Source organism: Nonomuraea composti, from assembly GCF_012034275.1.
Classification (GTDB): Bacteria; Actinomycetota; Actinomycetes; order Streptosporangiales; family Streptosporangiaceae; genus Nonomuraea; species Nonomuraea composti.
In genome coordinates this window covers 130,577-156,437 of sequence record NZ_JAATEP010000011.1, presented here as the reverse complement: position 1 = coordinate 156,437, position 25,861 = coordinate 130,577, and the positions used below count along the sequence as shown (strand labels likewise).

Below are 25,861 nucleotides of genomic sequence, written 5' to 3'. Positions count from 1 at the left end.
CTAGGGTTTGCGCCCCACACCCCCGACGAAGGTGTGGTACGTGATGCCGGGCATGGCCTGGTGGTCCCCCGTCTCCGGACGCCATTCCGGGAGCGGCACCAGGCCTGGCTCCAGCAGTTCGAGCCCGTCGAAGTAGGCGAGGATCTCCTCGCGGGTGCGCCACCGGCCGGTGCCGAGGTGCTCGTTGAACAGCTGCTCCGCCGTGAAGGCCTGCTCCGAGACCTCGGGGTGGGCCTCCATGGGGTTGTGGAAGTGGGAGATCACCACGTGGCTGCCCGAGGGCAGCGGGCGGATCAGCCGGGCCGCGATGCCCGCCGGGTCCTCCTCGTCCTTCAGGTGGTGCAGGATGCCGAACAGCAGCAGCCCGACCGGCTCGCCGAAGTCGATGAGGGCGCGGGTGCGCGGGTCGTCGAGGATCTTCTCGGGCTCGCGGGCGTCGGCGTCGACGATCGTGGTGGTCTCGTCCACGGCCAGCAGGGCCCGGCCGTGGGCGAGCACGATCGGATCGTGGTCGACGTAGACGACGTGCGCGCCGGGGATGACGGCCTGGGCGATCTCGTGCACGTTGCCCTGCGTGGGCAGGCCCGAGCCGATGTCCAGGAACTGCCGGATGCCCGCCTCGGCGGCCAGGTGGCGGACCGTGCGCCGCAGGAACTCCCGGTTGGCCTGCGCGGCCTGCGGCGCGTCCGGCGCGATCTTCAGCGCGGCCTGCGCCACGTGCCGGTCGATCTCGTAGTTGTCCTTGCCGCCGAGCATGTAGTCGTAGACGCGGGCGACGCTCGGCTTGGAGGTGTCGATCCCGCTGGGCGCGCTTTCCTGCTCGCTACCTGGCACTCCGGGCTCCTCAAAGGATCAGGGGTCAGCGCGATGATCCTAAGGCTGGGCACCAGGTGCGGGCGGGGTATTCATGAGGTTTTTTCGTGATCTGTCGGCTTACCAGCCGTCCACGTGCAGCACCTCGTCCAGCGGCTGCCGGCGGGCGGGCCTGAACGTCTCCCCCGTGTAGTACGCGGTCGGCAGCAGCACCCCCTGCCGGACGTCGCCGGGGATGCCGAGCAGCTCGGCCACCTCGCTCTCGTACGCCAGGTGCAGCGTCGTCCACGCCGTGCCCAGGCCACGGGCCCGGGCGGCCAGCATGTAGCTCCACGCGGCCGGCAGCAGCGAGCCCCACAGCCCGGCCTGGTTGCCCTCGGGCAGCCGGGGCGCGGCCATGCAGCCGATCACGTGCACCGGCACCTCGCCCATTCGCTCGGCCAGGTAGGCGGCGCTGCCGGACACGCGCTCCTGCGCCGCCGCCCGCTCCGGGTCGTCCTTGAACAGCGCCCTGGCCGAGGAGCCGGAGGCGTAGTAGGTGTCCCAGGCCCGCTTGTAGTAGCCGCCGATGGCCGCGCGCTTGGCGGGGTCGGTCACCACGATCCAGCGCCAGAGCTGCGCGTTGCCCCCGGTGGGCGCCTGGAGGGCGATCTCCAGGCACTCCCGGACCAGCTCCATCGGGACGGGTCGGGTGAGGTCGAGCCGCTTGCGTACGCTGCGGGTCGTGGTGAGCAGTTCGTCCGCTGAGATCGTCATGCGGCCATCATGCCCGTCAGGCGGCGGCCAGCCACAGATCAGGGCCGAACACCTCGTAGTGGATGTCACGCGGTGCGACCCCGGCCTCGATGAGCGCGGTGCGGGCGGCCCGCATGAACGCCACCGGCCCGCACATGTAGACGACGGCGCCCTCGGGGATCGCGACGCCCTCCAGGTCCATGAGCCCGGCCCGGTCGCCGTCGCTCGGGGTCTCGTACCAGAAGACGCGCTCGCCGGCGGGCAGCGCGTCGGTGTGCCGCTCCATGTCGGCACGCAGCGCGTGGTCGGCCCTGGAGCGGTCGGCGTGCAGCACCAGCACCCTGCGCCGGGAGCCGGTGTCGGCGAGGTGGCGCAGCATCGCGGTCATGGGGGTGCAGCCGATGCCGGCCGAGACCAGGACGAGTGGCGCGTCGCCGTCCTCCAGCGCCACATCGCCGAACGGGGCGGAGAGGGTGAGCTCGTCGCCCTCCTTGACGGTGGCGTGCAGCAGCGAGGAGACCTCGCCGTCGCGCACCCGCTTGACCGTGATGCTGCGGTGGCCGTCGTGGCCGTGCCCCGACAGCGTGTACTGGCGCAGCTGGCGGACGCCGTCGGGCATGGTCACGCGCACGCTGACGTACTGGCCGGGGCGGGCCGGCGGCACGGGTTCGTCGCCCAGAGGGCTCAGCACGAGCGACACCGTGTCGGGGGTCTCCTCGCGCCGCTCGACCACCCGCCAGGTGCGCCACGTCTTGCCGTCGCGGGCCCCGGCCTCGGCGTAGATGCGGGATTCCATCGCGATCAGCGCGCCGGCCATCAGCCAGTAGACCTCGTCCCAGGCGGCCGCGACGTCGGGGGTCAGGGCGTCGCCGAGCACTTCGGCGATGGCGCCGAACAGGTACTTGTGCACGATGACGTACTGGTCGTCGGTCACGCCCACGGCGGTGTGCTTGTGGGCGATGCGCGCCAGCAGCTCGTCGGGACGCCGCCCCGGGTCGGCCAGCAGGGCGGCGGCGAAGGCCGCGAAGGCGCCCGCCAGCGCCTTGCGCTGCTCGCCGTTGCGCTGGTTGCCGCGGTTGAACAGGCCGTCGAGGAGCTCGGGACGCTCGGCGAACATGGTGTCGTAGAACCGCGCCGTGATCGTCTCCAGCTCGGCGCCGACGACGGGGAGCGTGGCGCGCACGAGATCGGCGGCTTTGGCGGACAGCATGGGGGAACCTCCAGACGTGAACGGGTGCCGCGCGATCGGGGCACCCGGCGCTTAAATCAGCATCTGAGATTCATATTAAATGGGCGGGGCTTCGGTCCTGACTCCGGGGGGTGAGTGCCAGCAGCACGGGCCCCGTCGGCGCGTCCACCAGCGACGCGACGGTGACCTCGTCGAGCGAGGCGAAGAACGCCTCCTGCGCCTGCCGCAGCGCCGAGCGCAGCCGGCAGGCCGCCCGCAGCGGGCACGGAGTGTCATCCTCGCAGCCCACGACGTCGCCGGCGCCCTCCAGCTCGCGGACGAGGGCGCCGACGGTCGTGCCACGACCGGCCGGAGTGAGCTGCATGCCGCCACCCCGGCCGCGCCTGGCCTCCACCACGCCCATCTCGCTCAGCCGGGCCACCGCCTTGGCCGCGTGCGTGTACGGGACGGCGAGCAGGTCGGCCGCCGCGCGGGTGGTGAGCAGGTCGTCCGGCTGCGCCACGGCCAGGCGCATGACGATGCGCAGCGCGATGTCGGTGAAGGCGGTCAGGCGCATACCTCTACGGTAGGGGGTGGCCCCGGGTCGGCAGGTCGCGTCGGCAGGTCGGAGCCGGCCGGGCGCCCGGACGCCGGGCCGGCCTTCGTCAGAGCCGGCCGGACGCCTGGACGCCGGGCCGCCCTTCGTCAGAGCCGGCCGGACGCCTGGACGCCGGGCCGCCCTTCGTCAGAGCCGGCCGAGCACCGCCATCGCGGGCAGCGCCCGGTCGTCGTAGCCGAACAGGGCCTGGTTCTCCCAGCCGTTGCCCGAGGACGGGTCCGCCGGGTCCCAGCCGTTGCCCTTGACGCCCGTCCACGTGGCCTCCCAGGTGAACAGGCCGAGGCCCAGGCCGTTCGGGACGGCGCGGACGATGTCGGCCACCCGCGCCAGCATCGCCGACTGGCCCTGCGGCGTGGCGCGGTAGCCGGGGTACGGCTCGGCGGCGGTGATGATATTGGCCCAGCCGTCGTCGTCGGCGGTGGTGAACGGGTAGGCGGTCTCCACCACGACGACGGGCTTGCCGTAGCGGGTGGCGACGTCGTTGATGTTGGCCTGGAAGGCGTCGAGCGTGCCGTGCCAGTAGGAGTAGTACGACAGGCCGATCACGTCGTAGCGGATGCCGCTGGCCTGCGCGTTGTCGAACCACCACCGGTACAGGCCGTTGTCGCCGCCGTTGGCCAGGTGCAGCACGACCTTGGTCGAGCCGGAGACGGCCTTGACCGCGTCATAGCCGGCGTTCAGCAGCGCCGCCGTGTTCGCCCAGTCGGCGTTGGAGCCGTCCGGCCAGAGCAGGCCGCCGTTGATCTCGTTGCCGACCTGCACCATGTCGGCCGTGCTGCCCTGGTCGCGCAGGGCGCGCAGCACATCGTAGGTGTGGTCGTACAGGGCCTGCCTGAGCTGCGCGAACGGCAGCGACGCCCACGCGGCGGGCTTGGTCTGCTTGCCGGGGTCGGCCCAGGTGTCGGAGTAGTGGAAGTCGATGAGCAGGCCCATGCCGAGCGCCTTGACCCGCTTGGCCACGGCGAGCACGCGGGCCTTGGTGTTGTAGCCGTCGGCCGGGTTCACCCAGACCTTGAGCCTGATGAAGTTGAGCCCGGACCGGGACAGGATGCGCAGCGCGTCGCCCCTGCGCCCGGTGGCGTCGCGGTAGACGCCGCCGAGCGCCTCCGACTTGGCCAGGCTGGAGACGTCCGCACCCCTGATCGGCAGGCGGCCCGGCCCGGTGTGGGCGTGCGCGGGGGCGGCGAGGGCCGTGAGTAACAGCAGCAGCGCGGCGAGGATGACGCGTTTCATCGGGTCTCCCTAGGGGTGGGGGGTTTCCAGCAGGACGGTCACCGCTCCGGCCGGGACGGTGACCGGCCCGTCGTGCCGCACGCCGTCGAACACGCTCACGCCGCTCACCCCCTCGGCCGTCACGGGCCGGTCGCCATGGTTGATCAGGAAGACGTGGCCGCCCCTGCGCACCAGTTCGAGGGTGTCGGGCAGGCCGCGCGGGCGGGACACGCCCGCGTGGTCGAGCACCCGCGCGAGCAGGTCGCGCAGGCCGGTGACGGGCGCGGTGGCCAGGTACCAGGCGCTGCCCGCGCCGAGGTCGTGGCGGGTCAGGGCGGGGTGGCCGGCGTCGGGGCCGTCGGCGAAGCCCTCGACGGTGACCGCGCCCGCCGGGCGGACGCGTTCGGACCAGACGCGGGCCGGATCGCCGGAGGTGAGGGTCACCGTCTCGTGCTCGCGCAGCGGGTGGAACTCCTCGATCGACAGGCCGAGCAGCTCGCGCAGCGCGCCCGGGTGGGCGCCGGGGTGGATGGTGTCGTGCTCGTCCACGATGCCGGAGAAGTACGACACGAGCAGGTGGCCGCCCGCTTCCACGTACCGGTGCAGGTTCTTGGCGGACGCCTCGGTCAGCAGGTACGAGCTGGGCGCCACCACCACCCGATACCCCGAAATATCGGCGGAAGGGTGGACGAAGTCCACCGTGACGTGCTCGCGCCACAACGCCTCGTAGAAGGCGTCCATCCGCTCCCTGAACGTCAGGTCCACCGACGGCCGCCAGTCCAGCTCCAGCGCCCAGTACGACTCCCAGTCCCACACGAGCGCCACCTCGGCCCGCACCCGGCTCCCCCGCAGCCCGGCGAGCTTGCGCAGGTCGGCGCCGAGCCGCACGATCTCGCGCCACTGCTCGGAGCCGGTGCCGGCGTGCGGCACCATCCCGGAGTGGAACTTCTCGGCCCCGAACCGCGAGGCCCTGAACTGGAAGAACAGCACGCTGTCGGAGCCGCGGGCGACGTGCGCGAGGCTGTTGCGGCGCATCTCGCCGGGCCGCTTGGCGAGGTTGCGCGGCTGCCAGTTGACCGCGCCGGCCGAGTGCTCCATGAGCATCCAGGGCCGCCCGCCCGCCACCGACCGCGCGAGGTCGGCGGACATGGCCAGGTCGATGTGGTTGTCGGGCCGCTCGGCCTGGAGGTAGTGGTCGTTGGCGATCACGTCCAGCTCGCGGGCCCACTGCCACAGGTCGGTGGACTTGCAGTTCACGGTGCCGGCGAAGTTCGTGGTCACCGGGAGGCCGGGGGTCAGCTCGCGCAGGATGTCGCGCTGCAGCGCGTAGTGCTCGCGGTGCTGGCCGTCGCTGAAGCGGGCGTAGTCGAGGCGCTGGGCGGGGTTGACGGTCGTGTGGTTGGCGCGCGGGGCGTCGATCTCGGCCCAGTCGGTGTAGGTCTGGCCCCAGAACGTGGCGCCCCAGGCGTCGTTCAATGCGGAAATTTCGCGATATTTCCGGCGGAGCCACGCGCGCCAGGCCGCCACGCTGTGCTCGCAGTAGCACTCGCCGAGCGGCGCCCCGTACTCGTTGTGCACGTGCCACATGACCACGGCCGGATGGCCGCGGTAGTGCTCGCCCAGCGCCCGCACCAGCCGCGCGGTCGCCTCGCGGAAGGCCGGGGCGCTGGAGCAGGCGCTCTGCCGGCCGCCGAACCCGATCCGCACGCCCTCCCTGGTCACCGGCAGCACGTCGGGGTGCCGGGCGACGAACCAGGCGGGCGGGGCGGCGGTGGGCGTGCCGAGGTCGACGGCGACGCCGTTCGCGTGCAGCCGGTCGATGATCTCATCGAGCCAGCCGAACGCGAACCGCCCCTCCTCGGGCTCCATCAGCGCCCACGAGAACAGGCCCAGCGTGACCAGGTTGACCCCGGCCTCCCGCATGAGGACGACGTCCTCCTCCAGGACCTCGCGCGGCCACTGCTCCGGGTTGTAGTCGCCGCCATAGGCGATCCCGGCAGGACGCTCCGGATACATCCATCCCCCTTGAAAAGCTTCTGTGAACGTGCACAGTAAGACTCCACCGGCCCGAAAGGGAACAGCAATCCACAAATTTCATGCTCTTGCAGGACATTAACGAGAACGTAACGCCCCTTGACGACCGTTTCGGCGCTGCTCCACTCTGTGCACGTTCACAGAACCCCCCTGGAGGTACGCAATGCGCGCCAACCGCCTTGGAGCAGCCCTGGCCGTCGCCCTCACGGCCACCCTCGCGAGCTGCGGCTCCGGCGAGCCCGCCCAGAGCCCCGAGGCGGCGACCGGCCGGCCCGCCTCCTCCGCCGCCCAGGGCCCGGTCAAGCTCACGTACTGGACCTGGGCCCCCAACATGGACAAGATCGTCAAGGTCTGGAACGAGGCCCACCCCGACATCCAGGTCACGGTCAGCAAGCAAGCCGGCGGGGACGACGCGGCCGCCAAGTTCCTCACCGCGGCCAAGGCCGGCAACCCCCCCGACCTGGTGCAGGCCGAGTACCAGCACCTGCCGTCGTTCATCGCCGCCGACGCCGTCGCCGACCTCAAGGCCGAGACCGCCGCCATCCAGGGCGAGTTCTCCGACGGCCTGTGGCGCCTGGTCACGCTCGGCACCGACGCTGTCTACGGCGTCCCCCAGGACAGCGGCCCGATGATGCTCTTCTACCGCAAGGACCTGTTCGACAAGTACGGCATCGCCGTCCCCAAGACCTGGCAGGAGTACGGCGACGCGGCCCGCGCGGTCAGGAAGAAGGATCCGAAGGTCTACCTCGGCACGTTCTCCAGCAAGGACCCGGGAGCGTTCACAGGGCTGGCCCAGCAGGCGGGCGCGCAGTGGTGGTCGATCAGCGGCGAGTCGTGGAAGGTGGACATCGCCGATGAGCCCACCAGGAAGGTCGCCGACTACTGGGGCGCGCTGGTCAAGGAGGGCGCCATCGACGACATGCCGTACTTCACGCCCGAGTGGAACAAGGCGCTCAACGACGGCAAGCTGCTCACCTGGCCGTCCGCCGTGTGGGCGCCCGGCGTCCTGTCCAGCAACGCGCCCAAGGCCAAGGGCAAGTGGGCCGTCGCGCCGCTGCCCCAGTGGAACGCCGGCGAGAGCTACAGCGGCTTCTGGGGCGGCTCGTCCACCGCCGTGTCGGCCAAGACGCCGAACAAGGCCGCCGCCGCCCGGTTCGCCACCTGGCTCAACACCGACCCCGCCGCCATCGACCTGCTCGTCAAGGAGGCCGCCATCTACCCGGCCGCCACCAAGGCGCAGTCGGCGCTCGGCCAGGCGCCCGACTACTTCTCCAACCAGCCCGACTTCTGGCAGCAGGCCGCCGCCGTCTCCGCCGGCGCGCGCGGCTTCACCTTCGGCCCGAACGTCGGCGTCACCTACAACGCCTTCAAGGACGGCTTCGACAAGGCGCTGCAGAACGGCACCCCGTTCGCCGACGCCGTGCGGGGCATGCAGGACGCCACCGTCGCCGACATGCGCAAGTCCGGCTTCACGATCGCCTCATGAAGCGCTCCGGAAGGGGGCCGTGGCCGTACCTGTTCCTGACTCCCGCGATGGTGCTGTTCACGCTGTTCCTCGCGGTCCCCATCGGCTACACCGTCTACCTGGCGACGCGCCGTACCAAGGTGTCGGGGCTCGGCCTGGGCAAGGGTGCGCGGCGGGAGGTGTTCGTCGGGTTCGACAACTTCGCCGCCGCCCTGGCCGACACCGAGCTGTGGCGCGGCTGGCTGCGCGTGCTCGGCTACGGCGCGCTGGTGCTGGTCGTGATGCTGGGGCTGGCGCTGCTGTTCGCGCTGCTGCTGGACTCGGCGCGGGTGCGGCTGGCCCGCTTCTCGCGGATCGCGATCTTCCTGCCGTACGCGGTGCCTGGCGTGGCCGCCACCCTGCTGTGGGGCTTCCTCTACCTGCCCTCGCTCAGCCCCATCAGGGACGTCCTGGACGTCGACTTCCTCGGCGCCACCACCGTCACCTACTCCATGGCGAACGTGGCCGTGTGGGGCGGCGTCGGCTTCAACATGCTCGTGCTCTACACGACGCTGCGCGCCATCCCCCGCGACCTGTACGAGGCGGCGCGCCTCGACGGCGCCTCCGAGCTGCAGATCGCCCTGCGCGTCAAGATCCCGATCCTGGCCCCGGCGATCGTCCTGACCACCGTGTTCTCGATCATCGCGACGATCCAGGTGTTCACCGAGCCGACCACGCTGCGCCCGCTGACCAACACGATCAGCTCCACGTGGAGCCCGCTCATGAAGGTCTACCGCGACGCGTTCGTCACCGGCGACCTGTACTCGGCCGCCGCCACCTCGATCGTCATCGCCGCGATCTCGCTCGTCCTGTCGTTCGGATTCCTGCGCGTGGTGCGCCACCACGCCTTCAGGGAGGGCTGATGGCCGCGACCGTCTCGCACCGCCGTTCCCGGGCCGGCTCGGGCCGTCTGATCGGCCGGCCGGTCGGCGCCGTGCCCACCGCGCTGCTGCTCATCGGCGCGATCTACTGCCTGTTCCCCGTCGTCTGGGTGCTGATCGCGGCCACCAAGTCGCCGGGCGAGCTGTTCAGCACCGCCACCCTCTCCTTCGGCACGGGCTTCCTCGACAACGTCGCCGAGCTGTTCGCCTACCGCGACGGCGTGTTCTGGCTGTGGGCCGGCAACACGCTCCTCTACGCCGGCGGCGGCGCGCTGCTGTCCACCGCCGTCTCCGCGGTCTCCGGCTACGCCCTGGCGAAGTACCGCTTCCGCGGCCGCGACGCCATCTTCAACCTGCTCATCGGCGGCATCCTCGTGCCGGCCGTGGTGCTGGCGATCCCGCAGTACCTGCTGTTCTCCAAGATCGGCCTGGCCGACAGCTACTGGGCCGTGCTGCTGCCGCAGATCCTGCACCCGTACAGCATCTACCTGGCCCGCATCTACGCCGCCGCGGCCATCCCCGACTCGCTGCTGGAGGCGGGCCGCATCGACGGCGCCGGCGAGTGGCGGCTCATGTCACGGGTGGCGATGCCGCTCATGGTGCCCGGCATGGTGACGATCTTCCTGTTCCAGTTCGTGGCGATCTGGAACAACTTCCTGCTGCCGTTCATCATGCTCGGCGACGACGGCAAGTTCCCCCTGACGGTCGGCCTCTACACGCTGCTGGCCGCCGGCGCGAACCAGCCCGCCCTCTACAACCTGATCCTGACCGGCGCCTTCCTGTCGATCGTGCCCTTGATCGCGCTCTTCCTCACGATGCAGCGATACTGGAGGACCGACCTGTCCTCGGGAGCAGTGAAATGAAACGCCCTACGATCCACGACGTCGCCGCCGCCGCGGGGGTCTCCCGCGGCACGGTCTCCCGCCTGCTCAACGGGGACAAGTACGTGAGCCCGGCGGCGCGCGTGGCCATCGAGCGGGCCATCTCCGAGACCGGCTACGTCGTCAACCGCGCCGCCCGCAGCCTGGTCACCCAGCGCACCGGGTCGGTCGTCATGGTCCTGTCGGAGCCGCACGAGAAGCTGTTCGAGGACCCCAACTACAGCACGCTCATCCGCGTCGCCATCAGGATGCTCGCCGAGCGCGACCTGTCACTGGTGATGATGATGGCCGGCGACGAGGGCGACCGCGAGCGCGTCGTGCGCTACGTGCGCGGCGGCCACGCCGACGGGGTGCTGCTGGTCTCCACGCACGCGGGCGACCCGCTGCTCGACGCCCTGCCCAGCGGCCCGCCCGCCGTCTCCTGCGGGCCGGTCATCGGGCGCGAGAGCGTCATCCCGTACGCCGCCGCCGACGACCGGCTCGGCGCCCGCCAGATGACCGAGTACTTCGTCGGCCTCGGCCGCAAACGCATCGCCATGATCACCGGCCCGATGGACACGCCCGGCGGCATCCAGCGCCTGGAGGGCTTCGCCGACGTCCTCGGCCGCAAGGCCACCAAACGCCTGATCGCCCACGGCGACTGGACCCAGGCCAGCGGCGAGCGGGCCATGAAGGAGCTGCTGGAGCGCGCCCCCGACATCGACGCCGTCTTCGTCGCCTCCGACCTCATGGCCGCCGGCGCCCTCGCGGCCCTGCGCGCGGCGGGCCGGCGCGTCCCCGACGACGTGGCGGTGGGCGGGTTCGACGACTCGTCCGTGGCCGTCTCCACGCACCCGCCGCTGACCACCATCCGCCAGCCGCTGGCCCAGATGGCGCAGGAGACGCTGCGGCTGCTGCTGGCGCTCATCGACGGGGCGGAGCACGTGGAGCCGGTGATCCTGCCCACCGAGCTGGTGATCCGCGAGTCCGCCTGATTTCACGGTCGATAAATAACCGGGGTTTAAGCGCCAGCCGATTACGACCCATTTTTAGCGGCGAATGGCGATAACCCCGGCGAGCGTCTTCACGGCCATGGCACTATGGGCGCGATTCTTGATCGGGGTAATCCTGCCATGGAGGCCGCTCGTGAACGGGTCACACCACGTCGACAGGGAAACGGCGCGGCGCGCACGGCTCCGCCGGTGGCGGCCCTGCCTGGCCGCGCTGGTGGCGGGCGTCCTCGCGGCGGGCCTCGTGACGGCAGAGCCGGCCGCGGCGCTGCCCGGGGCGGCCGAGGAGAGCTTCTGGTCCCCCACCGCCACCCCATCACCCCGGATGACGAACGGGCGGCGGCCCGTCGAGCTGGGCATGCGCTTCACCGCCTCCCGCGCGGGCACCGTGACCGCGCTGCGCTTCTACAAGAACCCCGGCAGCACCGCCGAGCACACCGCCGCCCTCTGGGACGACCGGGGCGACCGGCTGGCCCGGGCGACCGTCACGGCCGAGACGCGGCAGGGGTGGCAGGAAGTGCGCCTCGCCAAGGGGGTCGCGCTGGTGCCCGGCCGGACGTACACGGTGTCGTATTTCAGCGCCGACGGGCGCTACGCCGTCGTGCCGCGTTACTTCACGCGCAATTCACCGCGCACCGATTCGTTGCGCGCGCAGGCGCGTAATGGCGTGTACAGCTACGATTCCAGCGCGTTTCCGCGGAGAACGAGCGCGGGGCACAACTATCTGGTGGACGTGGTCTTCCAACCGGCCACGACCTCACCCTCGCCGTCACCGTCGCCGTCACCGACACCCACGCGGACGCCGACGCCGACGCATACGCCGACGGTCACCCCGACTCCGACCGTGACCCCCACCGCCACGCCGACCGTGACACACACGGTGACGCCCACTGTCACTCCCACGAGCAGAACCGACTGTGACCTGCCCAGGCACCCGCGCCCGTCCTGCGTCGGCGTGCCGCCCGGCGCCCGCCTCACCACCGTCAAGGGGAACGTCACCGCCGCCAAGAACGGCCAGGTCATCGACGGGCAGCACATCACCGGCGACCTCATCATCACCGCCGGCGACGTGGTCATCAGGAACAGCCAGATCGACGGCCTGGTCACCAACTGGGAGACGGGCGGCTCGTTCACCATCACCGACTCCACGGTCGGCCCGCCCAGCGGCTGCAGCATCAACCCGGCCGTCGGCGAGAAGAACTTCAAGGCCGAGCGCATCAGCGTGCGCGGCTTCGACGACGGCTTCCGCATGTCGGGCAGGAACGTCGTCGTCCGCGACTCCTACGTGAAGCTGTGCGGCCCGCCCACCAGCCATTCGGACGGCGTCCAGGCGTACTGCCCCGGCAAGATCGTGTGCAGTGGCCTGGTGTTCGACCACAACACGATCGACCAGCGGCAGGCCCCGGAGCACTCCGACCCGATCAACCTGGTGGACAAGAACCTCAGCGCGGTCACCGTCTCCGACAACCTGGTGGCCGGCGGCAACTACAGCCTGCTGCTGAAGTGGCACTCCGGGCCGAAGTGGCAGGTGGCGGGGAACAAGATCGTCCATGAGGCGTGGGACTTCGGCGCCGTCAGCTCCGAGGATACCTGCGAGAACATCGACTGGGGCGCCGGCAACGCCGTCGTCACCATCGACCAGGACTACCGCATCACCAAGACGGTGAAGACGCTGCCCCACTGCGTCGAGTGACCGGCCGGCGTCAGCCGTTCAGGGCGCCCGCGTAGACCCAGCGGCCGTCCAGGCGGACGAACCTGCTGTGCTCCTCCATCTCGCCCGGCTTGCCGCGCTCCACGTAGTGGGCGCGGAAGCGGACGGTGCCCTCGGTGTGCACGACGCTGCCGCCGGTGCTCTCCAGCACCTCCAGCCTCACCCACGTGACCCGCCGGTCCAGGTCGAGCCGGGCCGGGCGGTCGGCGGGGTGCCAGGTGCGCAGCAGGTACGCGCTGTCCGCCGTCGCGAAGGCGCTGAACCGGGAGCGCATGAGCTGCTCAGCGGTGGTGGCGGCGGCTTCGCCCCGGTGGAGGCGGCCGCAGCAGTCCTGGTAGGGGGCGGGCAGGCCGCACGGGCACGTACGAGGAGGCATGCGCCCTATTCTGCCGCCCGCGCACCCGTGCGGCGCCCGCCACTCACCAGGGTCGGTCGGGGATCGGTCAGCAGGCGGCGCCGAGGCGGTCGGCCAGGTCGGTCAGGGTGGGCCCGAGCGGGGCGTCCAAAGTTAGCGTGGCGTCGGCGTCGCCGCCCGTCGGGCCCTGGTTGACGATCGCGATGGGCAGGCCGAGCGCGGCGGCCTTCGTCACGAACCGCAGCCCCGACCTGATCGCCAGCGACGACCCGAGCACCAGCAGCGCCCGCGCCCCACCGACGACGGCGAAGCACTCGTCCACGCGCGGCTTGGGGACGTTCTCGCCGAAGAACACCACGTCGGGCTTGAGCACGCCGCCGCAGCCCGTGCAGTCGACCACGCGGAACCCGGCGACCTGCTCGTCGGTCAGCACGGCGTCGCCGTCGGGGTTGATCTGCGCGCTGGTGGCTTCCCAGCCGGGGTTGGCCTCGCGCAGGCGGCGCTCCAGCTCGGCGCGCGGGGTGCGCTCGCGGCAGGACAGGCACACGACGCGGTCGAGCCCGCCGTGCAGCTCGATCACCCGCCGGGCGCCGGCCGCCTGGTGCAGGCCGTCGACGTTCTGGGTGACGATGCCGGCCAGCAGGCCGCGCCGCTCCAGCTCGGCCACCGCCCGGTGCCCGGCGTTGGGGCGGGCGCCGCCGATCTGCCGCCAGCCGACGTGGCTGCGCGCCCAGTAACGCTGCCGGGCCTCGGCGCTGCCGACGAAGCGCTGGTACGTCATCGGCTCGGCCCGCCTGGCCCGCCCTGTCGGCCCCCGGTAGTCGGGGATGCCCGACTCGGTCGACAGCCCGGCCCCGCTGAGCACGGCCACCCGTCCGCCGGCGACCAGCTCGGCCAGCTCCGTCACCTTCGTGGTGCTTGGTGTCACCCCTCCATGGTGCATCAGTCCCTGGTCTGCTCCTCCGCGACCGGCGCGCATCAGTCCGCCGCCTGCTCCTCCGCCTCCGCGATCAGCTCGGCGTGCCAGAGCCGCCGCATCTCGGGGCAGCTCTCCAGCAGCTCCGGCAGCCGCCCGCGACCGGCGACGCGCCCCCGGTCCAGGACGATCACCTGGTCGGCGCGTTCGAGCGCGGCCTGCCGGTGCGAGACGACCAGGACGGTCGCGGGGCCGCGCCCGGCGATCCGCTCCCACAGGAGCCGCTCGGTCTCGACGTCCAGCGCCGACGACAGGTCGTCCACCACCAGCAGGTCCGGCTCGCGGACGAGGGCGCGGGCGGCGGTGACGCGCTGCACCTGCCCGCCGGACAGCCGCACCCCGCGCGGCCCGACCACCGTGCCGAGCCCGTCGGGCATCGCGGCCAGGTCCCGCTCGAACACCGCCAGCTCCAGCGCCCGGCGAGCGTCGTCGTCGCTCGCGGGCAGGCCGAGCAGCAGGTTCTCCCGCAACGTCGCCGAGAACAGGCGGGGCACCTGGCCCGCGTACGCCGTCCGTCCCGGCACGAGGAACGTGCCCGGGTCCGCGACGGGCACGCCGTTCCACGAGATCGTGCCGCCGTCCAGCGGCAGGAGGCCGAGCAGGGCCCGCACCAGCGTGCTCTTGCCCGCCCCCACGGCCCCCGTGACCACCGTGAACGAGCCGCGCTCGATCCGCAGATCGACGCCGTGCAGCCGGCCGCCCACGGTCAGCCCGCGCGCTTCGAGCACGCGCAGCGGGTCGCCGTGCCGGGGCTGGGGCGGGGCGGGCGGTGCGTGCCGGGGCTGGGGCGGAGCGGGCGGCCGGCCGTGAGCGCGCCGGTCTCCATGATCCACGCCGCCAGGCTCAGCATGATGGCCGTGCCCGCGGCGAACGCCACGGACGTGCCGGCCAGCAGCATGGTGCCGATGCGGGCGTCGCGGTGCTCGGCGCGGAAGAGGGCGGCGCTGACCTGGTGGAAGCGGCGCACGGTGTGCTCGCCGGCGCCGATGGCGCGCAGGTCCTCGGCGCCGGCCAGGCGCTCTTCCAGGGTGCCGAACAGGGTGGCGCCGGCCGCCCGCGAGCGGGCCGCCGACGGCACGGCCAGCCGCTGGGCGCGCGCCATGCCGTACCCGACGAGCAGGCAGTACGCGAGCAGCACCGCGCCGATGCGCCAGTCCACGGCGAGCACGACGACGACCACGCCGGACAGCAGCAGCACACTGGCCACCACGTCCAGCAGGAACGCCACCACGAAGTCGGCGACCGCGGCGACGTCGCCGTCCACCCGCTCGATCAGCTCGCCGGGGGTGTGCCGACCGTGGAAGGACAGGTCGAGGCCGAGCGCGTGCCCGGCCAGGCGCTCGCGCAGGCGGTTGGTGCCGTCCCAGGCGAGCCTGCCCGCCAGCCACGCGGTCGCCATCCTGGCGGCCTGGCCGGCCACGGCGAGCGCGAGGTAGCCGAGGGCGACCAGCGTCAGGTGCCGGAGCCCGGCGCCGCCGGCGGCGTCGTCGACGAAGCGCCGGGTCAGCTGCGGCATGGCCAGCGGGAGCGCGGTCGCGGCGGCTATGGCGGCGGCCAGCGCGGCGGTGGCGCCCGGTCCGGGGCGGAGCAGGCGGAGGACGGAAGGTTCAGTTGATGATGAGGGGACCTCGGGATCGACCGATCTCAAGAAGCGTCATGCCCTTTGCGTTGGAGGAGTCACTGAGCTGAGGGATCACGAACGCTTCAGCCATCGCGGGCCTCCTCCTGATCATGGGCTGCGCTTCCGCCCGGGAGTACACCAGGCCCCGCCGACGCTCCGCAACCGGTTTTCAGCGGGGCCGTAGCACACATCCCAGCCGCAGCTCGGCGCACTGCTCCCGGCCGTCCACCCGCCACCAGAGCCGGCCGGGGGCGGGCAGCAGCTCGGTGACCAGCACCTCCGCCGGGTCGCGCCTGGCCAGATCCTCTACGGCGAAGGGGTCGCAGAAGTCGACGTAGAAGGGGCGGGGGTCGGCGGGGTGGCGGGCGAAGACGTGGCGGGGCAGGGCGTGCCGGCGGCGCAGGCGGTGGATGCCGAGCCACCGGTCGAACGCGTCCGCGCCCCGCTCCTGCGGGAGGGGGACCCGCCAGCGGGCCCGCTGGTAGATCAGGTCGTCGATGAGGACGCGCGGGGTGTGGTCTCCGAGGTCGATCACCGGCGGCCCGGCGCGGGTGGCGCACGCGGGCCCGGGCGGGAGGCCGTCGGTGAGCGTGCGGGGCGCGGAGTGCAGATTGGCGGGCAGCCCCTCGTACAGGGAGCGGCAGTCGTCACGCACGCCGCACAGCACCCAGGTCGCCTCGTCCAGCCGGGGGCCGACGGCCATCAGCTCGGGGCCGGGCAGGCTCGGGCCGGGGTCTTCGGGAGCCAGGTCCCACAGCCCGGCGGTGGCGCCGGCCACGTCCCGCGCGGTCAGCCTGATGACCTCCCGCCCGTCGCACGTCACGCCGGGGCGGCGCAGTGCCTGCGCGGCAAGCGCGTTCAGGGCGGTGGTGAGCGCGCCCGCGTGCGCGGGCTCGGCGGCGAGCAGCGCGGCCAGCCGCCACAGCGGCAGCACCACCGTGAGCGCGCGCCGCAGCCCGGCCAGCGCACCGCCGCCGATCGTGACCCGCTCGCTGTACGGGCTGGAGCGCTCCTCGCGGAAGATCTCGTGCCGCCCGCGACCTCCACCGTGCCGCGCCCGCCCCGCCCACCCGTGCGGATGAGGCCGGCCGGCCACCCGGGCACCCGTCCGATCGCCGGCCGCGTCGAAGGCTCCGGTGCCGTCACGACGGCCCGCTTGGAGCCGGTCGGCTTCGAACCGGGCGGCTTCCAGGCAGTCGGCTTCCAGGCGGGCGGCTTCGAGGTGCTGGGCGCGGCGGGGCCAGGGCGCGGCGGCGTACCGGGCGCGCAGCTCCTCCACCCGGGCCGCGTCCGCGACCTGCCTGATCAGCCGGTCGCCCGCCGCGACGATCATCCGCTCGGGCCCCGGCTCCCCCACCCGCGACGCCTCTCCGGCGTCGAAGCGCGCCCACAACACGGGCCCGCCCTCGCCCCCCATCGCTAACCGCCGCAGGTGCCGGTGGGCGGCCGCGCTGAGCAGGCGGGAGCGCCTGGCGGTGCCGCCTCCGGGCGTGCGGGCCAGGGGATGCTTCACGATCGCCTGGTAGAAGGCGGGGTCGGCGAGGAAGGCGGCCTGGCGTACGACTTCGTCGTCGAACGCCTCGGCGACGCGGCGCCGGGTGGCGAGCCGGGCGGCGGCGTACGCGCTCCTGGCCGCCGCCCGCGCCGCGCCCGCCCGTACGACGGCGGACTGCCAGCGCCGCGCCCACTCCCCCAGCCCGAGCGAGCCCAGCCCGAGCGAGCCCAGCCCGAGCGAGCGCAGCAGCTCCAGCTCCGCCCCGCTCAGCGGCAGCCCGGCGCGTACGCTCCTGACGCACTGCCCGGCCAGCGCCCGCCGCTCGGGGCCGAGCCGCAGGACGTCGCCACGCAGGGGCGCGGCCAGCCGCTCGAAGCAGCGGCGTTCGGCGGCCAGGCGGCGCTCGGCGGCGAGCAGCCGCTCGCTGAGCCGCCCCAGGTCCGGATGCCCGAGCCCGTCGAGCAGCGACACCGGCAGGCCGGTGGTCCGCAGCAGGAGCCACGGCCGCAACTCCACGACCAGCCCTCCCCGCCCGGCGGGAACCACCCAAGCCGGCCCTGCCGAACTCGGCTCGCGTTCAGGGCCCGCACGCCCGCCCGGCTCGGGCTCGTGGAGCTCCCCTAACGCCCGCTCGGCCCGCCACGGGCCGCTCACGCGCGCCTCCTCAGCACCCCGGCCGCGCACGGCGCCCAGGTGGGTGCGGGGGCGTCGCCGGCGACGGTGCAGGCGGCGAGGCGGCCGGGCGGGAGGTTGTGCAGGCGGCCACGCCAGGTCCTGATGGTGTTCGCCACCTCCCAGGCCCGCATGGTCTCGGGCGCGTCGAACTCGACCCACCGGGTCAGGTCGTGCCCCACGGGCGGCGGGAAGCGCACGCTGTGCCCGGCCCAGACGGTGCGGATGCCCATCCGGTACGGCCGCAGCCCGCCGAGCCGCACCCCGCCGGGCCCGTCCGCCAGCAGCTCCAGCGACTCCCCCACGACGCCCGCCCCGAAGCCGGGCGCGCCCACGGCCAGCTCGCACGTGACCGGCGCCGCCATGGGGATCGCGGCCAGGAGGCGGCGCAGGTTGACGGTCATGCCGTCGAGGCCGGTCACGGCGGCCAGGAAGTCGATGCGGGTGACGATGATGGTCAGCCCGCGGCAGCGGGCCAGCGTGCCGAGGGGGAAGGCGGCCACCCTCGTGGCGTCCAGCCGCCCCGCCCACGGCCCGGCGGCGGGCGGGGTGCCGAGCCCGGTCACCCACCGGACGGGGGCGCCGTCGCCGTGCCAGTACGGCCGGATCACCCGTTCGGGCGCCCAGTCCAGCCACTCGGCCCCGGCCAGCTCGGGGACCCGGCGCAGCGCGGCGACCTGCTCGGTCACGAGCCGCCCGCACAGCGTCACCCGCTCCGCCCCCAGCGCCCGCACCAGCGCGAACGCGGCGGGAAGCTGCCGCTCGCCGTCCACCACGACGTGCGCCCGCCGCTCCTTGGCGGCCTCCACGGCCTGCTCCACCTCGGGCCTGAACAGCTCGCACCTGGCGGCGGCGGCCAGCACGTCGCGGCTGCTCTGGGTGCTGCCCTCGGCCAGCTCGAGCCCGTCGATGCTGAGCCGGAGCGCGGGGTCGCCCGCCAGGCGCAGCGCCGTGCCGACGGCCCGCAGGTGGGCGGTGTCGTAGGCGGCCTGCTCGATGACGGCCGCCGCCGACCGTCCGATCAGCGCGGTGTGCGGCCCGTCGCGGCGGTGCGCGGTGACGGTGCGCAGGCGGGCGGGGTCGGCGAGGCGTTCGACGATGCGGGCCCCAAGGTCGAGCACCTCGGCGCCGGGCGGCGGGACGATCTCGGTGGTGAAGTCGGTGAACGGGGGAACGACAAGGAGCTCCATCAACCGCCCTCTCCGGGCCAGGGGTAGGGGTGCGAGTGCTGTGCGCGGTGCGCGGGTCCGTGCGCCTGCCCGATCGGGCCGGGAGCCTGCCGGACGAACCACTGCGGGTGCGGCCCGGCCCCATGAGCCGGGCCATGGGGGTGAAGCTGCTGAAGGGGCCCGGCAGAACCGTGCGACCGGCCCGGGGGCACCACCGGTTGCGGCACGCCCGCACCCGACTGCTGCACGACGGCGCCCGGCTGCGGTGCTGCTCCGCCCGACTGCGGTGCTGCTCCGCCCGGCTGCTGCGCGGCCCCGCTCGGTCGCGGCGCGGGATCGCCCGGTTGCGGGCCGGGGCCATCCGGCTGCGGGGCGGCCCCGGCCGGTTGCCGTACCGCCGACCGGGCCGGCTGCTGCGCGCGGCCGGAGCGCGTCCCCGCACCCGCCTGCCGTGACCCGCCCTCCTCGGACGTCGCGCGCTCGGCCGGCGCGGCCCGTTCGGCGGGCGCGGCGCCTCGGCCGGCCGGCCGCAGGTAGACGCACCGCAGCTCGGCCGCGTAGCGCCGCTCCCCTTCCCGCAGCCAGCACGCCTCAGGCCCCGGCAGCACCTCGGTCAGCGTGACCCGCTCGGCGGAGGCGGCCAGGCGGGCGAGCCCTTCGAGCAGGGCGGGCGAGCGGGTGTCCACGTAGAAGGAGCGCCGCTCGCGGGGGGTGGCGGCGTAGAACGCCTCGGGCAGCTCGTGCACCTCCCGCAGCCGGGCCATCGCCACCAGCAGCTCGCGATCGTCGCCGGCCTGCGCCAGCGCCTCGAACGAGGCCCGCCCGAGCCGCCACCGCCGCCGCGAGATCACCACGTTGTCCCAGGTGAGCCGGGGCACCCGGGACAGCTCGGCCAGCCGCGGCACCCGGATCCTGGGCAGCGCGAACGCCGTGTGCAGCGCCGTGTCATGGTCGCCGTTGTGCAGCAGCAGCGGCTCCTCCATGCCCTTGGCGTGCAGGACGGCGCGCCGGCCGTCGCTGTGCACGTACAGCTCGTCGAGCCCGATGCGCCGCCGGCGCGGGTCGGCCGCCACGCCGCCGAGCTCCAGCACCGGCCCGGGCAGCTCCAGCGGCGGCACGCCGTTGGTGCGGCGGGAGATGACGTTCAGGACGGTAAACCCGGACAGCGCCCGTCTGATGGCGGCGTCCCGCTCGGCCAGGCACGCGGCGCCTTCCTCGTGGAACTGCAGCGCCCATGGCGTGAGCAGCACCGCGTCGTGGAGGCGGCTGAGGACGAGCCGGGTGATCCCCGGTTCGTACGCCTCCAGCGCGGGCGCGGCCACCATGACGTCGGCCGAGCACAGGACGGGGGCGGCCGGCGGGGCGGGGTCGTCGAGCAGGCCGGCGAGGTTCAGCTCGGCGGCGCCGGCGGGCGCCTCGCGGACGAGGGCGGCGATGCGCGCGGCCAGCCGGTCGCCGTGCTCGATCTCCAGGTCTCCGGTGGAGCGCAGGACCTCGGCCAGCTCGTACGTGCCCGGCCCGAGCCGCCCGGCCAGCAGCCGGTTGGTGCGCTGCCGGGTGAGCTCGGCCTCCTCGGCGAGCAGGTCGAGCACCTTGGGCACGCGGCCACGCAGGTCGGCGGCCAGGGTGTCGCCGACGGTGACGCGCAGCGTGCCGGCGGCGGCCTCGTGCACCACGGCCCGGTCGTCCTGGCGCCCGCCTCCGGCCAGCGCTTCGATGCGCCGCTGCACGGCGAGCTTCACGTCGGGGGAGGCCGCCGGGTATTGGGCGAGCAGCTCGCTGATCTCGCCGACGCGCCGGCCCAGCGGCAGGTGCGCGTCCTGGACGGACCGCGCCCCGATGGTGGCGCGGACGCGCTGCGCCGGCACGCCGCCGCGGGCCACGAACGCCCGCTTGGGCACCCCGGACGCCAGCAGCCTGCGTACCCGCGGCTCCCACGCCCCACCGCCCTCGCGGCCTCGCCCGTCACTGTCCTCACCGCCGGCGCGGCCTCGCCCGGTGCTCTCCTCGCGCCCGGCGCGGCCTCGTCCGGTCGCCTCGGCGCAGCCGCACTCGCAACGCCCGGAGAACGCGCCCCGCCCGTGCCCGGGAGCGGGACGGCCGCCACCCTCCTCAGCGGGCGGGTCTCCCGCGGCGACGCGGACCCCTCTGGCGATCAGCCGTTCGCGCAGCCAGCCCAGGGGGTCGCAGATGGTGGCGGGCGGGCACAGGTCGTGGGTGAGCAGCCCGCGCCGCACGGCCACGGCCAGCGCCGCCGAGGCCCGCTCGACGCCCGCCCCCGTGCGGGCCGCGATGTCGGCCAGCGTGCGCCCGCCGTCGCAGTGGCCGACGAAGGCGGCCCCGTCGAGCACCTCGCCGGTCCAGGTCTTGCGTCGCGGCACCAGCCCGGCGAGGAGCCCGGGCTCGGCGAGCACGCGTTGCTGCAGCGCCTCGCTCACCCGGGCGGCCGGGTACGCCACCCGGCGCGCGCACGCGGCGGCGCCCTCCCAGGTGTAGCCGCCGGGGTGCCCGGCCGTGACGGCCCCGTAGTTGACGGGCCCGTAGCAGCCGGCCGTCTCGCACGACGCCGACAGCCGCTGCACCTGCTCGGCGAGCTCGCGGCGGGTCCGGCCGCCCTTGGCTCCGCGCCGCAGGTCGCGGTAGAGGCCGGGCGCGTCGGAGACGAGCGCGTCGAGGAAACGTTCGTCGGCGACGATCTCGGCCACGGCGGCCCTGGCGCGGGCGGCGTCGCCGGCGACCAGGCCGGACAGCGTGAGCCTGGCCTCCTCCAGCCGGGCGGTCACGTCGTTCCAGGCCGTCAGCCAGTCTTCGGGCCCGGGGGTGCCGTCGGGCAGCGGGCGGAGGCCGCGCAGGCGGCCGCGCAGTCCGCGCGGCAGCCGACCGCCGCCGATGCGTTCCGTGCCCGCCCGCCCGTTGGGTGCGCCGGGCGGGCGGGCGTCGGGGTCGCGGCCGGGCGCCTCGGTGAGCAGGTCGAGTGCCTGCCGCTCCAGGCGGACGACCGCGGCGGCCGTCTCGGCCGCCCTGGGGTGGACGAGGGACAGGACGAGCTCCCAGGGAAATCCGGCGCTCCGGACGACCACGGCCGGCAGCAGGGTCCAGTCGTGCTCGGTGTCCATATGCGCCTCTCCCTTTCCAGTGAATTCGTCGGTCCGCGTCGTCGTTAACTCAGATATTTACAAGATCATTTTCTTGTGTCAATGAGTTCGGCGATTAAAAGAAAATGAGAGCCCACTACCCCACCCTTAAACCCCCAAGGAAAATTACCCGCCAACGCCAGCAAATCCCGCCATACAGGGCACCACTGTTTACTTTCCGTAGCCAACACCCCTATCCTTGCAGCACACAGCGTCAGCGCCGGTCTTGCGGCGCCTGCTGGAAACGACCTCGATCCGCATTAACACGGCCGCATTTAAAACGCGTCCATGGCCGTTCGGATAATCATGTCGGCACGCCCCGAGGCGTTCCCTTTCGTATGGCAGGGCAAGGTGCGGTCAAGGCCGCGCGCCAGCGCGCCATGGAGGGGAAACGGGTTGATAGAAGGTGACATGGGGGGTGACGGGGACCAGTGACGGACGACGCGCGGTCGCGGCGCCGCGACGGGCCGAGGCTGCGGACGCCGGTGATGGCGGTGGCGGGCATCCTCGTCACGGCCGTGGTGGTCACGCTGGACATGGTCACGGGGACGGCGGTGCGGCTGTTCCCGCTGCTGATCTTCCTGCCGGCGATCGTCTCGGCGCTCGGCGAGGTGTGGCAGACGGCGCTCGCCACCTTCTGGGTGATCGTCGTGGAGATCCTCACCGGTGTCTACATCCGCGCGCAGACCGACGACATCCTGCTGGCCGCCGGGTTCATGGCGGTGTTCGGGGTGCTGAGCGTGCTCGGCTGCCGCTACCGGGTGCGGCGCGAGGAGGAGGTGCACCGGCTGCGCTCGGCCGCGGCGGCGCTGCAACGGCTGATCGTGCGCCCGCTCCCGCTGCGCACGGCCGACGTCGTCGTCAACGGCCTCTACCAGCCGGTGGAGGAGGACGCGATGGTGGGCGGCGACATGTACGAGGTGGCCGCCTCCCGCCACGGCACCCGCGTGCTCATCGCCGACGTGCAGGGCAAGGGGCTGCCCGCCATCGGCACGGCGCTGGCGGTGCTGGGCTCGTTCAGGGAGGCCGCCTACCGCGAGCACACGCTCACCGGCGTCGTGGCCGCCCTGGAGAACTCCGTGGTCAGGCAGAACGCCTTCGCCGCCCAGACCGGCGAGCCCGAGCGGCTGGTCACCGCCCTCGTCCTCGACATCGGCAGCGAGCCCGTCGTCGAGGCCGTCAACTGCGGCCACATCGCCCCGTTCGTCATCCACGACGGCGAGGCGGCCCAGGTGGACCTCGGCGAGCCCGCCGTGCCCCTCGGCCTGGCGGCGCTGTCGTCGGCGCCCAGGAAGGGGGCCAGGTTCACGTTCCCGCGCGGCGCGACGATGCTGCTGTGCACGGACGGGGTCACCGAGGCCCGCGACCCCGGCGGCGCGTTCTACCCGCTGGAGGCGCGGCTGCGCGCCTACGCCCGCGCGCCGACCGGGGGCCTCGCCGCCGCGCTCGGAGCGGACCTGCGGGCGTTCACCGGCACGGTCCCGCGCGACGACGTCGCGATCCTCACCCTCCGCAGAGCCGACCCGGCCGCGAAGTCCGCCCTCCGCAGAGCCGACCCGGCTCTCTAGATCACGCCCCACGGAGCAGCCACCGGCTCCATGAACCACTCACCACACCCGCGCGTACCTACACACATCGGACACGTGGTCCATGGAGGTGTCGTGGAGCTCAGTCTCTTGCGGGCGCAGGCGCACAGCCCGTCGTACTTCTCACTCCTGCGCGGCTCGTCGGGAGAGCGCGCCCCGGTGGACTTCTGCATCCCTTGCAACCCGTACTTCCCCACACCGGAGATCTTCGAGCACCTCGGGAGAAATCTGGAGACGATCCTCAAGTTCTACCCCAGCGACGCCGGCACGATCACCGAGGAGCTCTGCTCCACGCTCGGGCTCCACCCCAAGACGGTCGCGATGGGCAACGGCTCCACGGAGCTGATCACGTGGATCGACCACCTGCTGGTGCGCGAGAGTCTCGCGGTGCCGATCCCGACCTTCGGCCGCTGGACCGACCAGCCGCTGGAGACCGGCAAGCGGGTGGACATGTACCCGCTGCTGGAGAGCCGCAACTTCACGCTCGACGTGCACGACTACGTCTCGTTCATCCGTACGCGCGGCTCGCGGGTCGCGGTGATCTGCAACCCGAACAACCCCGACGGCGGCTACCTGCCCAAGCACGAGGTCCTGCACCTGCTCGACCAGCTCATCGACCTCGACCTGGTGATCGTGGACGAGTCGTTCGGCGACTTCGTGGACGCCGAGCCCTACCCCGGGGTGGCCCTGGAGGCGGCGGTGCGGCCGAACGTGATCGTGCTGCGCAGCCTCGGCAAGAACTTCGGCCTGCACGGCATCCGCTTCGGCTACATGGTGGCCAACCCCGCCCTGGCCGGCCGGGTGCGGGACGCGCTGCCGAAGTGGAACCTCAACTCCTTCGCCGAGGTCGTGGTGTTCATGATGCGGCAGTTCATGCCCGAGTACCAGGACAGCCTCAGGCGGCTGGGCAACGACAGGAGAGCGATGTTCCAGCAGCTCAGCACGATGCCGGGGCTGTCGGTGTTCGCCTCGCAGGGCAACTTCCTGCTGGTGAAGCTGCCGCCGGGGCACGACGGGGTGCCGCTGCGCGACCACCTGCTCACCGAGCACGGCGTGTACGTGCGCGAGTGCGGCAACAAGCTCGGCACGACGAGCCAGTTCCTGCGCCTCGTCGTCCGCCCTCAGGAGGACGTACGACGGCTGCTCATCGGCATGACGCAGTTCCTGTACTCGGGCAGCCTGCACGAGATCCCCGTGATCGGCCTGCACCACCGGGCCGTCTCCGCGTAGCGGCGGCGCGTCACAGGTGGTAGCGCCTGGGCAGCTTGAGCCCGCGCGCGTCCATGACCTGCCGCAGCCGGTCCGGGTAGTCGGTGATGAGGCCGTCCACGCCGTCGTCGATGAGCTTGTTCATGGTCGCCTCGTCGTCCACCGTCCACGGGATCACCTTGATCCCGAGGGCGTGGGCCCGCTCCACCATGTCCCTGGTGACGTACGGCCGGTAGTCGGCGTCCGTGACCTTGCCGTTCTGCGGGAACCCGTGGACCGGTGAGAACGCCCGCGCCCCGAACGACGCGATCGCGGTGAGCGGGTCGCCGCCGAAGTCGTCGATGTCGACGCCGCCCAGCCACGGCGAGGCGCCCGGCTGCCCGGTCTGCAGGAAGTCGCGGTTGGTGAGGGCGACGAGCGGCAGGCGCGGCTCCAGCTCGCGCATCCGCATGAGCGCGCCCCAGTCGAAGCTCTGGATCGTCACCTGCCGCAGCAGCCCGGCCCGGCGGATCTCCCGCAGCGTCACCTGGACGAACTGCTCCCTGGGCGCCGTCTCGGCCGGCGCGCCCGCCTCCACCTTGGTCTCGACGTTGAGCTTGACGCCGTGCGCCCGGTAGCGCCGGACCAGGTCGAACACCTCGCGCAGCGTGGCCATCGGCGCGCCCGGCACGGCCCGCTGCCCGGGGAACTCCGCGAGCGTCAGCGACCCGCAGTCCATGGTCCTGACCTGCCGCAGGGTGAGCGTGTTGACGTACTTGCCGACGTACGGGAACTCCGGGTCCCCCTCGACGGCCGGCGCGGTGTCGCGGCACTTCCTGTCGCTGATCCTGCGGTCGTGGGTCACGACGGCCTGGCCGTCCTCGGTGATCTGCACGTCCAGCTCCAGCGTGGTCACGCCGAGCTCCAGCGCGTTCGCGAACGCGGGCAGCGAGCTCTCCACCACCAGCCCGATGCCGCCCCGGTGCGCCTGGAGGTCGAAGTCCCGGCCCCGGTGCCCGTCGGCGGCGGCCGTCCCGGGCAGGGCCGCGAGCGCCAGGGCCGCCGACGCCGCGAGCGCGTGCCATCTCTTCATCGTTCTTCCGTCCGTCCGCGTCGAG

General features: G+C 73.2%; 21 protein-coding genes. 7 read left to right on the top strand and 14 right to left on the bottom strand.

The genetic code is table 11. The annotated features are described in order from the left end of the window. The 6 genes from HCN51_RS17910 to HCN51_RS17885 form a co-directional block, all read right to left on the bottom strand. Complete coding sequence (locus tag HCN51_RS17910) at positions 1-834, bottom strand: SAM-dependent methyltransferase (RefSeq protein WP_168010713.1); 834 nt, start codon at positions 832-834, stop codon at positions 1-3. Between the two features lie 99 nt (positions 835-933). Next, entirely contained in the window at positions 934-1,569 is a 636-nt protein-coding gene (locus HCN51_RS17905) for a nitroreductase family protein (RefSeq protein ID WP_168010712.1), read from the bottom strand. A 16-nt stretch (positions 1,570-1,585) separates the two neighbouring features. Further along, positions 1,586-2,758 carry a globin domain-containing protein gene (locus HCN51_RS17900; RefSeq protein ID WP_168010711.1) on the bottom strand — a complete coding sequence of 391 codons (1,173 nt, stop codon included), beginning with the start codon at positions 2,756-2,758 and terminating at the stop codon, positions 1,586-1,588. A gap of 70 nt (positions 2,759-2,828) precedes the next feature. Next, positions 2,829-3,293 (bottom strand): RrF2 family transcriptional regulator, encoded by a 465-nt coding sequence (locus HCN51_RS17895; RefSeq protein WP_168010710.1) that lies wholly within the window; start codon positions 3,291-3,293, stop codon positions 2,829-2,831. 168 nt (positions 3,294-3,461) lie between these two features. Beyond that, on the bottom strand, positions 3,462-4,568 hold the full coding sequence (locus tag HCN51_RS17890; protein ID WP_168010709.1) for a glycoside hydrolase family 53 protein: 1,107 nt from the start codon (positions 4,566-4,568) through the stop codon (positions 3,462-3,464). Between the two features lie 9 nt (positions 4,569-4,577). Next, on the bottom strand, positions 4,578-6,563 hold the full coding sequence (locus HCN51_RS17885) for a beta-galactosidase (RefSeq protein WP_168010708.1): 1,986 nt from the start codon (positions 6,561-6,563) through the stop codon (positions 4,578-4,580). 181 nt (positions 6,564-6,744) lie between these two features. Here HCN51_RS17885 and HCN51_RS17880 point away from each other — a divergent pair, with 181 nt between their 5' ends. From HCN51_RS17880 to HCN51_RS17860, 5 genes are all read left to right on the top strand, one after another. Then, positions 6,745-8,067, top strand: coding sequence for an ABC transporter substrate-binding protein (locus tag HCN51_RS17880; protein WP_168010707.1), 1,323 nt, complete (start codon positions 6,745-6,747; stop codon positions 8,065-8,067). Further along, the gene (locus tag HCN51_RS17875) at positions 8,064-8,948 is read left to right on the top strand and encodes a carbohydrate ABC transporter permease (protein ID WP_080037160.1); all 885 of its coding nucleotides are present in this window, start codon (positions 8,064-8,066) and stop codon (positions 8,946-8,948) included. Before HCN51_RS17880 ends, HCN51_RS17875 begins: the two co-directional genes overlap by 4 nt. Next, positions 8,948-9,829 (top strand): carbohydrate ABC transporter permease, encoded by an 882-nt coding sequence (locus HCN51_RS17870; RefSeq protein ID WP_080037159.1) that lies wholly within the window; start codon positions 8,948-8,950, stop codon positions 9,827-9,829. The genes HCN51_RS17875 and HCN51_RS17870 overlap by 1 nt, the downstream gene beginning before the upstream one ends. Continuing rightward, the gene (locus HCN51_RS17865) at positions 9,826-10,821 is read left to right on the top strand and encodes a LacI family DNA-binding transcriptional regulator (RefSeq protein ID WP_168010706.1); all 996 of its coding nucleotides are present in this window, start codon (positions 9,826-9,828) and stop codon (positions 10,819-10,821) included. The genes HCN51_RS17870 and HCN51_RS17865 overlap by 4 nt, the downstream gene beginning before the upstream one ends. Before the next feature lie 151 nt (positions 10,822-10,972). After that, complete coding sequence (locus tag HCN51_RS17860) at positions 10,973-12,529, top strand: DUF4082 domain-containing protein (RefSeq protein ID WP_168010705.1); 1,557 nt, start codon at positions 10,973-10,975, stop codon at positions 12,527-12,529. 10 nt (positions 12,530-12,539) lie between these two features. On the opposite strand, the gene HCN51_RS17855 is transcribed toward HCN51_RS17860, so the two are convergent. From HCN51_RS17855 to HCN51_RS17825, 7 genes are all read right to left on the bottom strand, one after another. Continuing rightward, the gene (locus HCN51_RS17855; RefSeq protein ID WP_168010704.1) at positions 12,540-12,923 is read right to left on the bottom strand and encodes a YchJ family protein; all 384 of its coding nucleotides are present in this window, start codon (positions 12,921-12,923) and stop codon (positions 12,540-12,542) included. 67 nt (positions 12,924-12,990) lie between these two features. Further along, positions 12,991-13,845, bottom strand: coding sequence for an NAD-dependent protein deacetylase (locus HCN51_RS17850; RefSeq protein WP_168010703.1), 855 nt, complete (start codon positions 13,843-13,845; stop codon positions 12,991-12,993). Positions 13,846-13,880: 35 nt separating this feature from the next. After that, entirely contained in the window at positions 13,881-14,606 is a 726-nt protein-coding gene (locus HCN51_RS17845; RefSeq protein ID WP_168010614.1) for an ATP-binding cassette domain-containing protein, read from the bottom strand. Further along, positions 14,585-15,526, bottom strand: a complete 942-nt coding sequence (locus HCN51_RS17840; RefSeq protein WP_206067138.1) for an ABC transporter transmembrane domain-containing protein — start codon at positions 15,524-15,526, stop codon at positions 14,585-14,587. The genes HCN51_RS17845 and HCN51_RS17840 overlap by 22 nt, the downstream gene beginning before the upstream one ends. Positions 15,527-15,668: 142 nt before the next feature. Next, on the bottom strand, positions 15,669-17,648 hold the full coding sequence (locus HCN51_RS17835; RefSeq protein WP_168010702.1) for a hypothetical protein: 1,980 nt from the start codon (positions 17,646-17,648) through the stop codon (positions 15,669-15,671). After that, the gene (locus HCN51_RS17830; RefSeq protein ID WP_168010701.1) at positions 17,645-18,856 is read right to left on the bottom strand and encodes a hypothetical protein; all 1,212 of its coding nucleotides are present in this window, start codon (positions 18,854-18,856) and stop codon (positions 17,645-17,647) included. Before HCN51_RS17830 ends, HCN51_RS17835 begins: the two co-directional genes overlap by 4 nt. After that, a complete protein-coding gene (locus tag HCN51_RS17825) occupies positions 18,856-21,951 on the bottom strand; it encodes a lantibiotic dehydratase family protein (protein ID WP_168010700.1) in 3,096 nt (1,031 codons plus the stop codon). The genes HCN51_RS17830 and HCN51_RS17825 overlap by 1 nt, the downstream gene beginning before the upstream one ends. A 449-nt stretch (positions 21,952-22,400) precedes the next feature. On the opposite strand from HCN51_RS17825, the gene HCN51_RS17820 reads away from it, so the two are divergent. Then, complete coding sequence (locus tag HCN51_RS17820) at positions 22,401-23,537, top strand: PP2C family protein-serine/threonine phosphatase (protein ID WP_346433690.1); 1,137 nt, start codon at positions 22,401-22,403, stop codon at positions 23,535-23,537. 93 nt (positions 23,538-23,630) lie between these two features. Then, positions 23,631-24,785: a pyridoxal phosphate-dependent aminotransferase gene (locus HCN51_RS17815; protein ID WP_206067137.1), complete on the top strand. Its 1,155-nt coding sequence runs from the start codon at positions 23,631-23,633 to the stop codon at positions 24,783-24,785. A 10-nt stretch (positions 24,786-24,795) separates the two neighbouring features. On the opposite strand, the gene HCN51_RS17810 is transcribed toward HCN51_RS17815, so the two are convergent. After that, complete coding sequence (locus HCN51_RS17810; RefSeq protein WP_168010699.1) at positions 24,796-25,836, bottom strand: glycerophosphodiester phosphodiesterase family protein; 1,041 nt, start codon at positions 25,834-25,836, stop codon at positions 24,796-24,798. Positions 25,837-25,861: the final 25 nt, after the last annotated feature.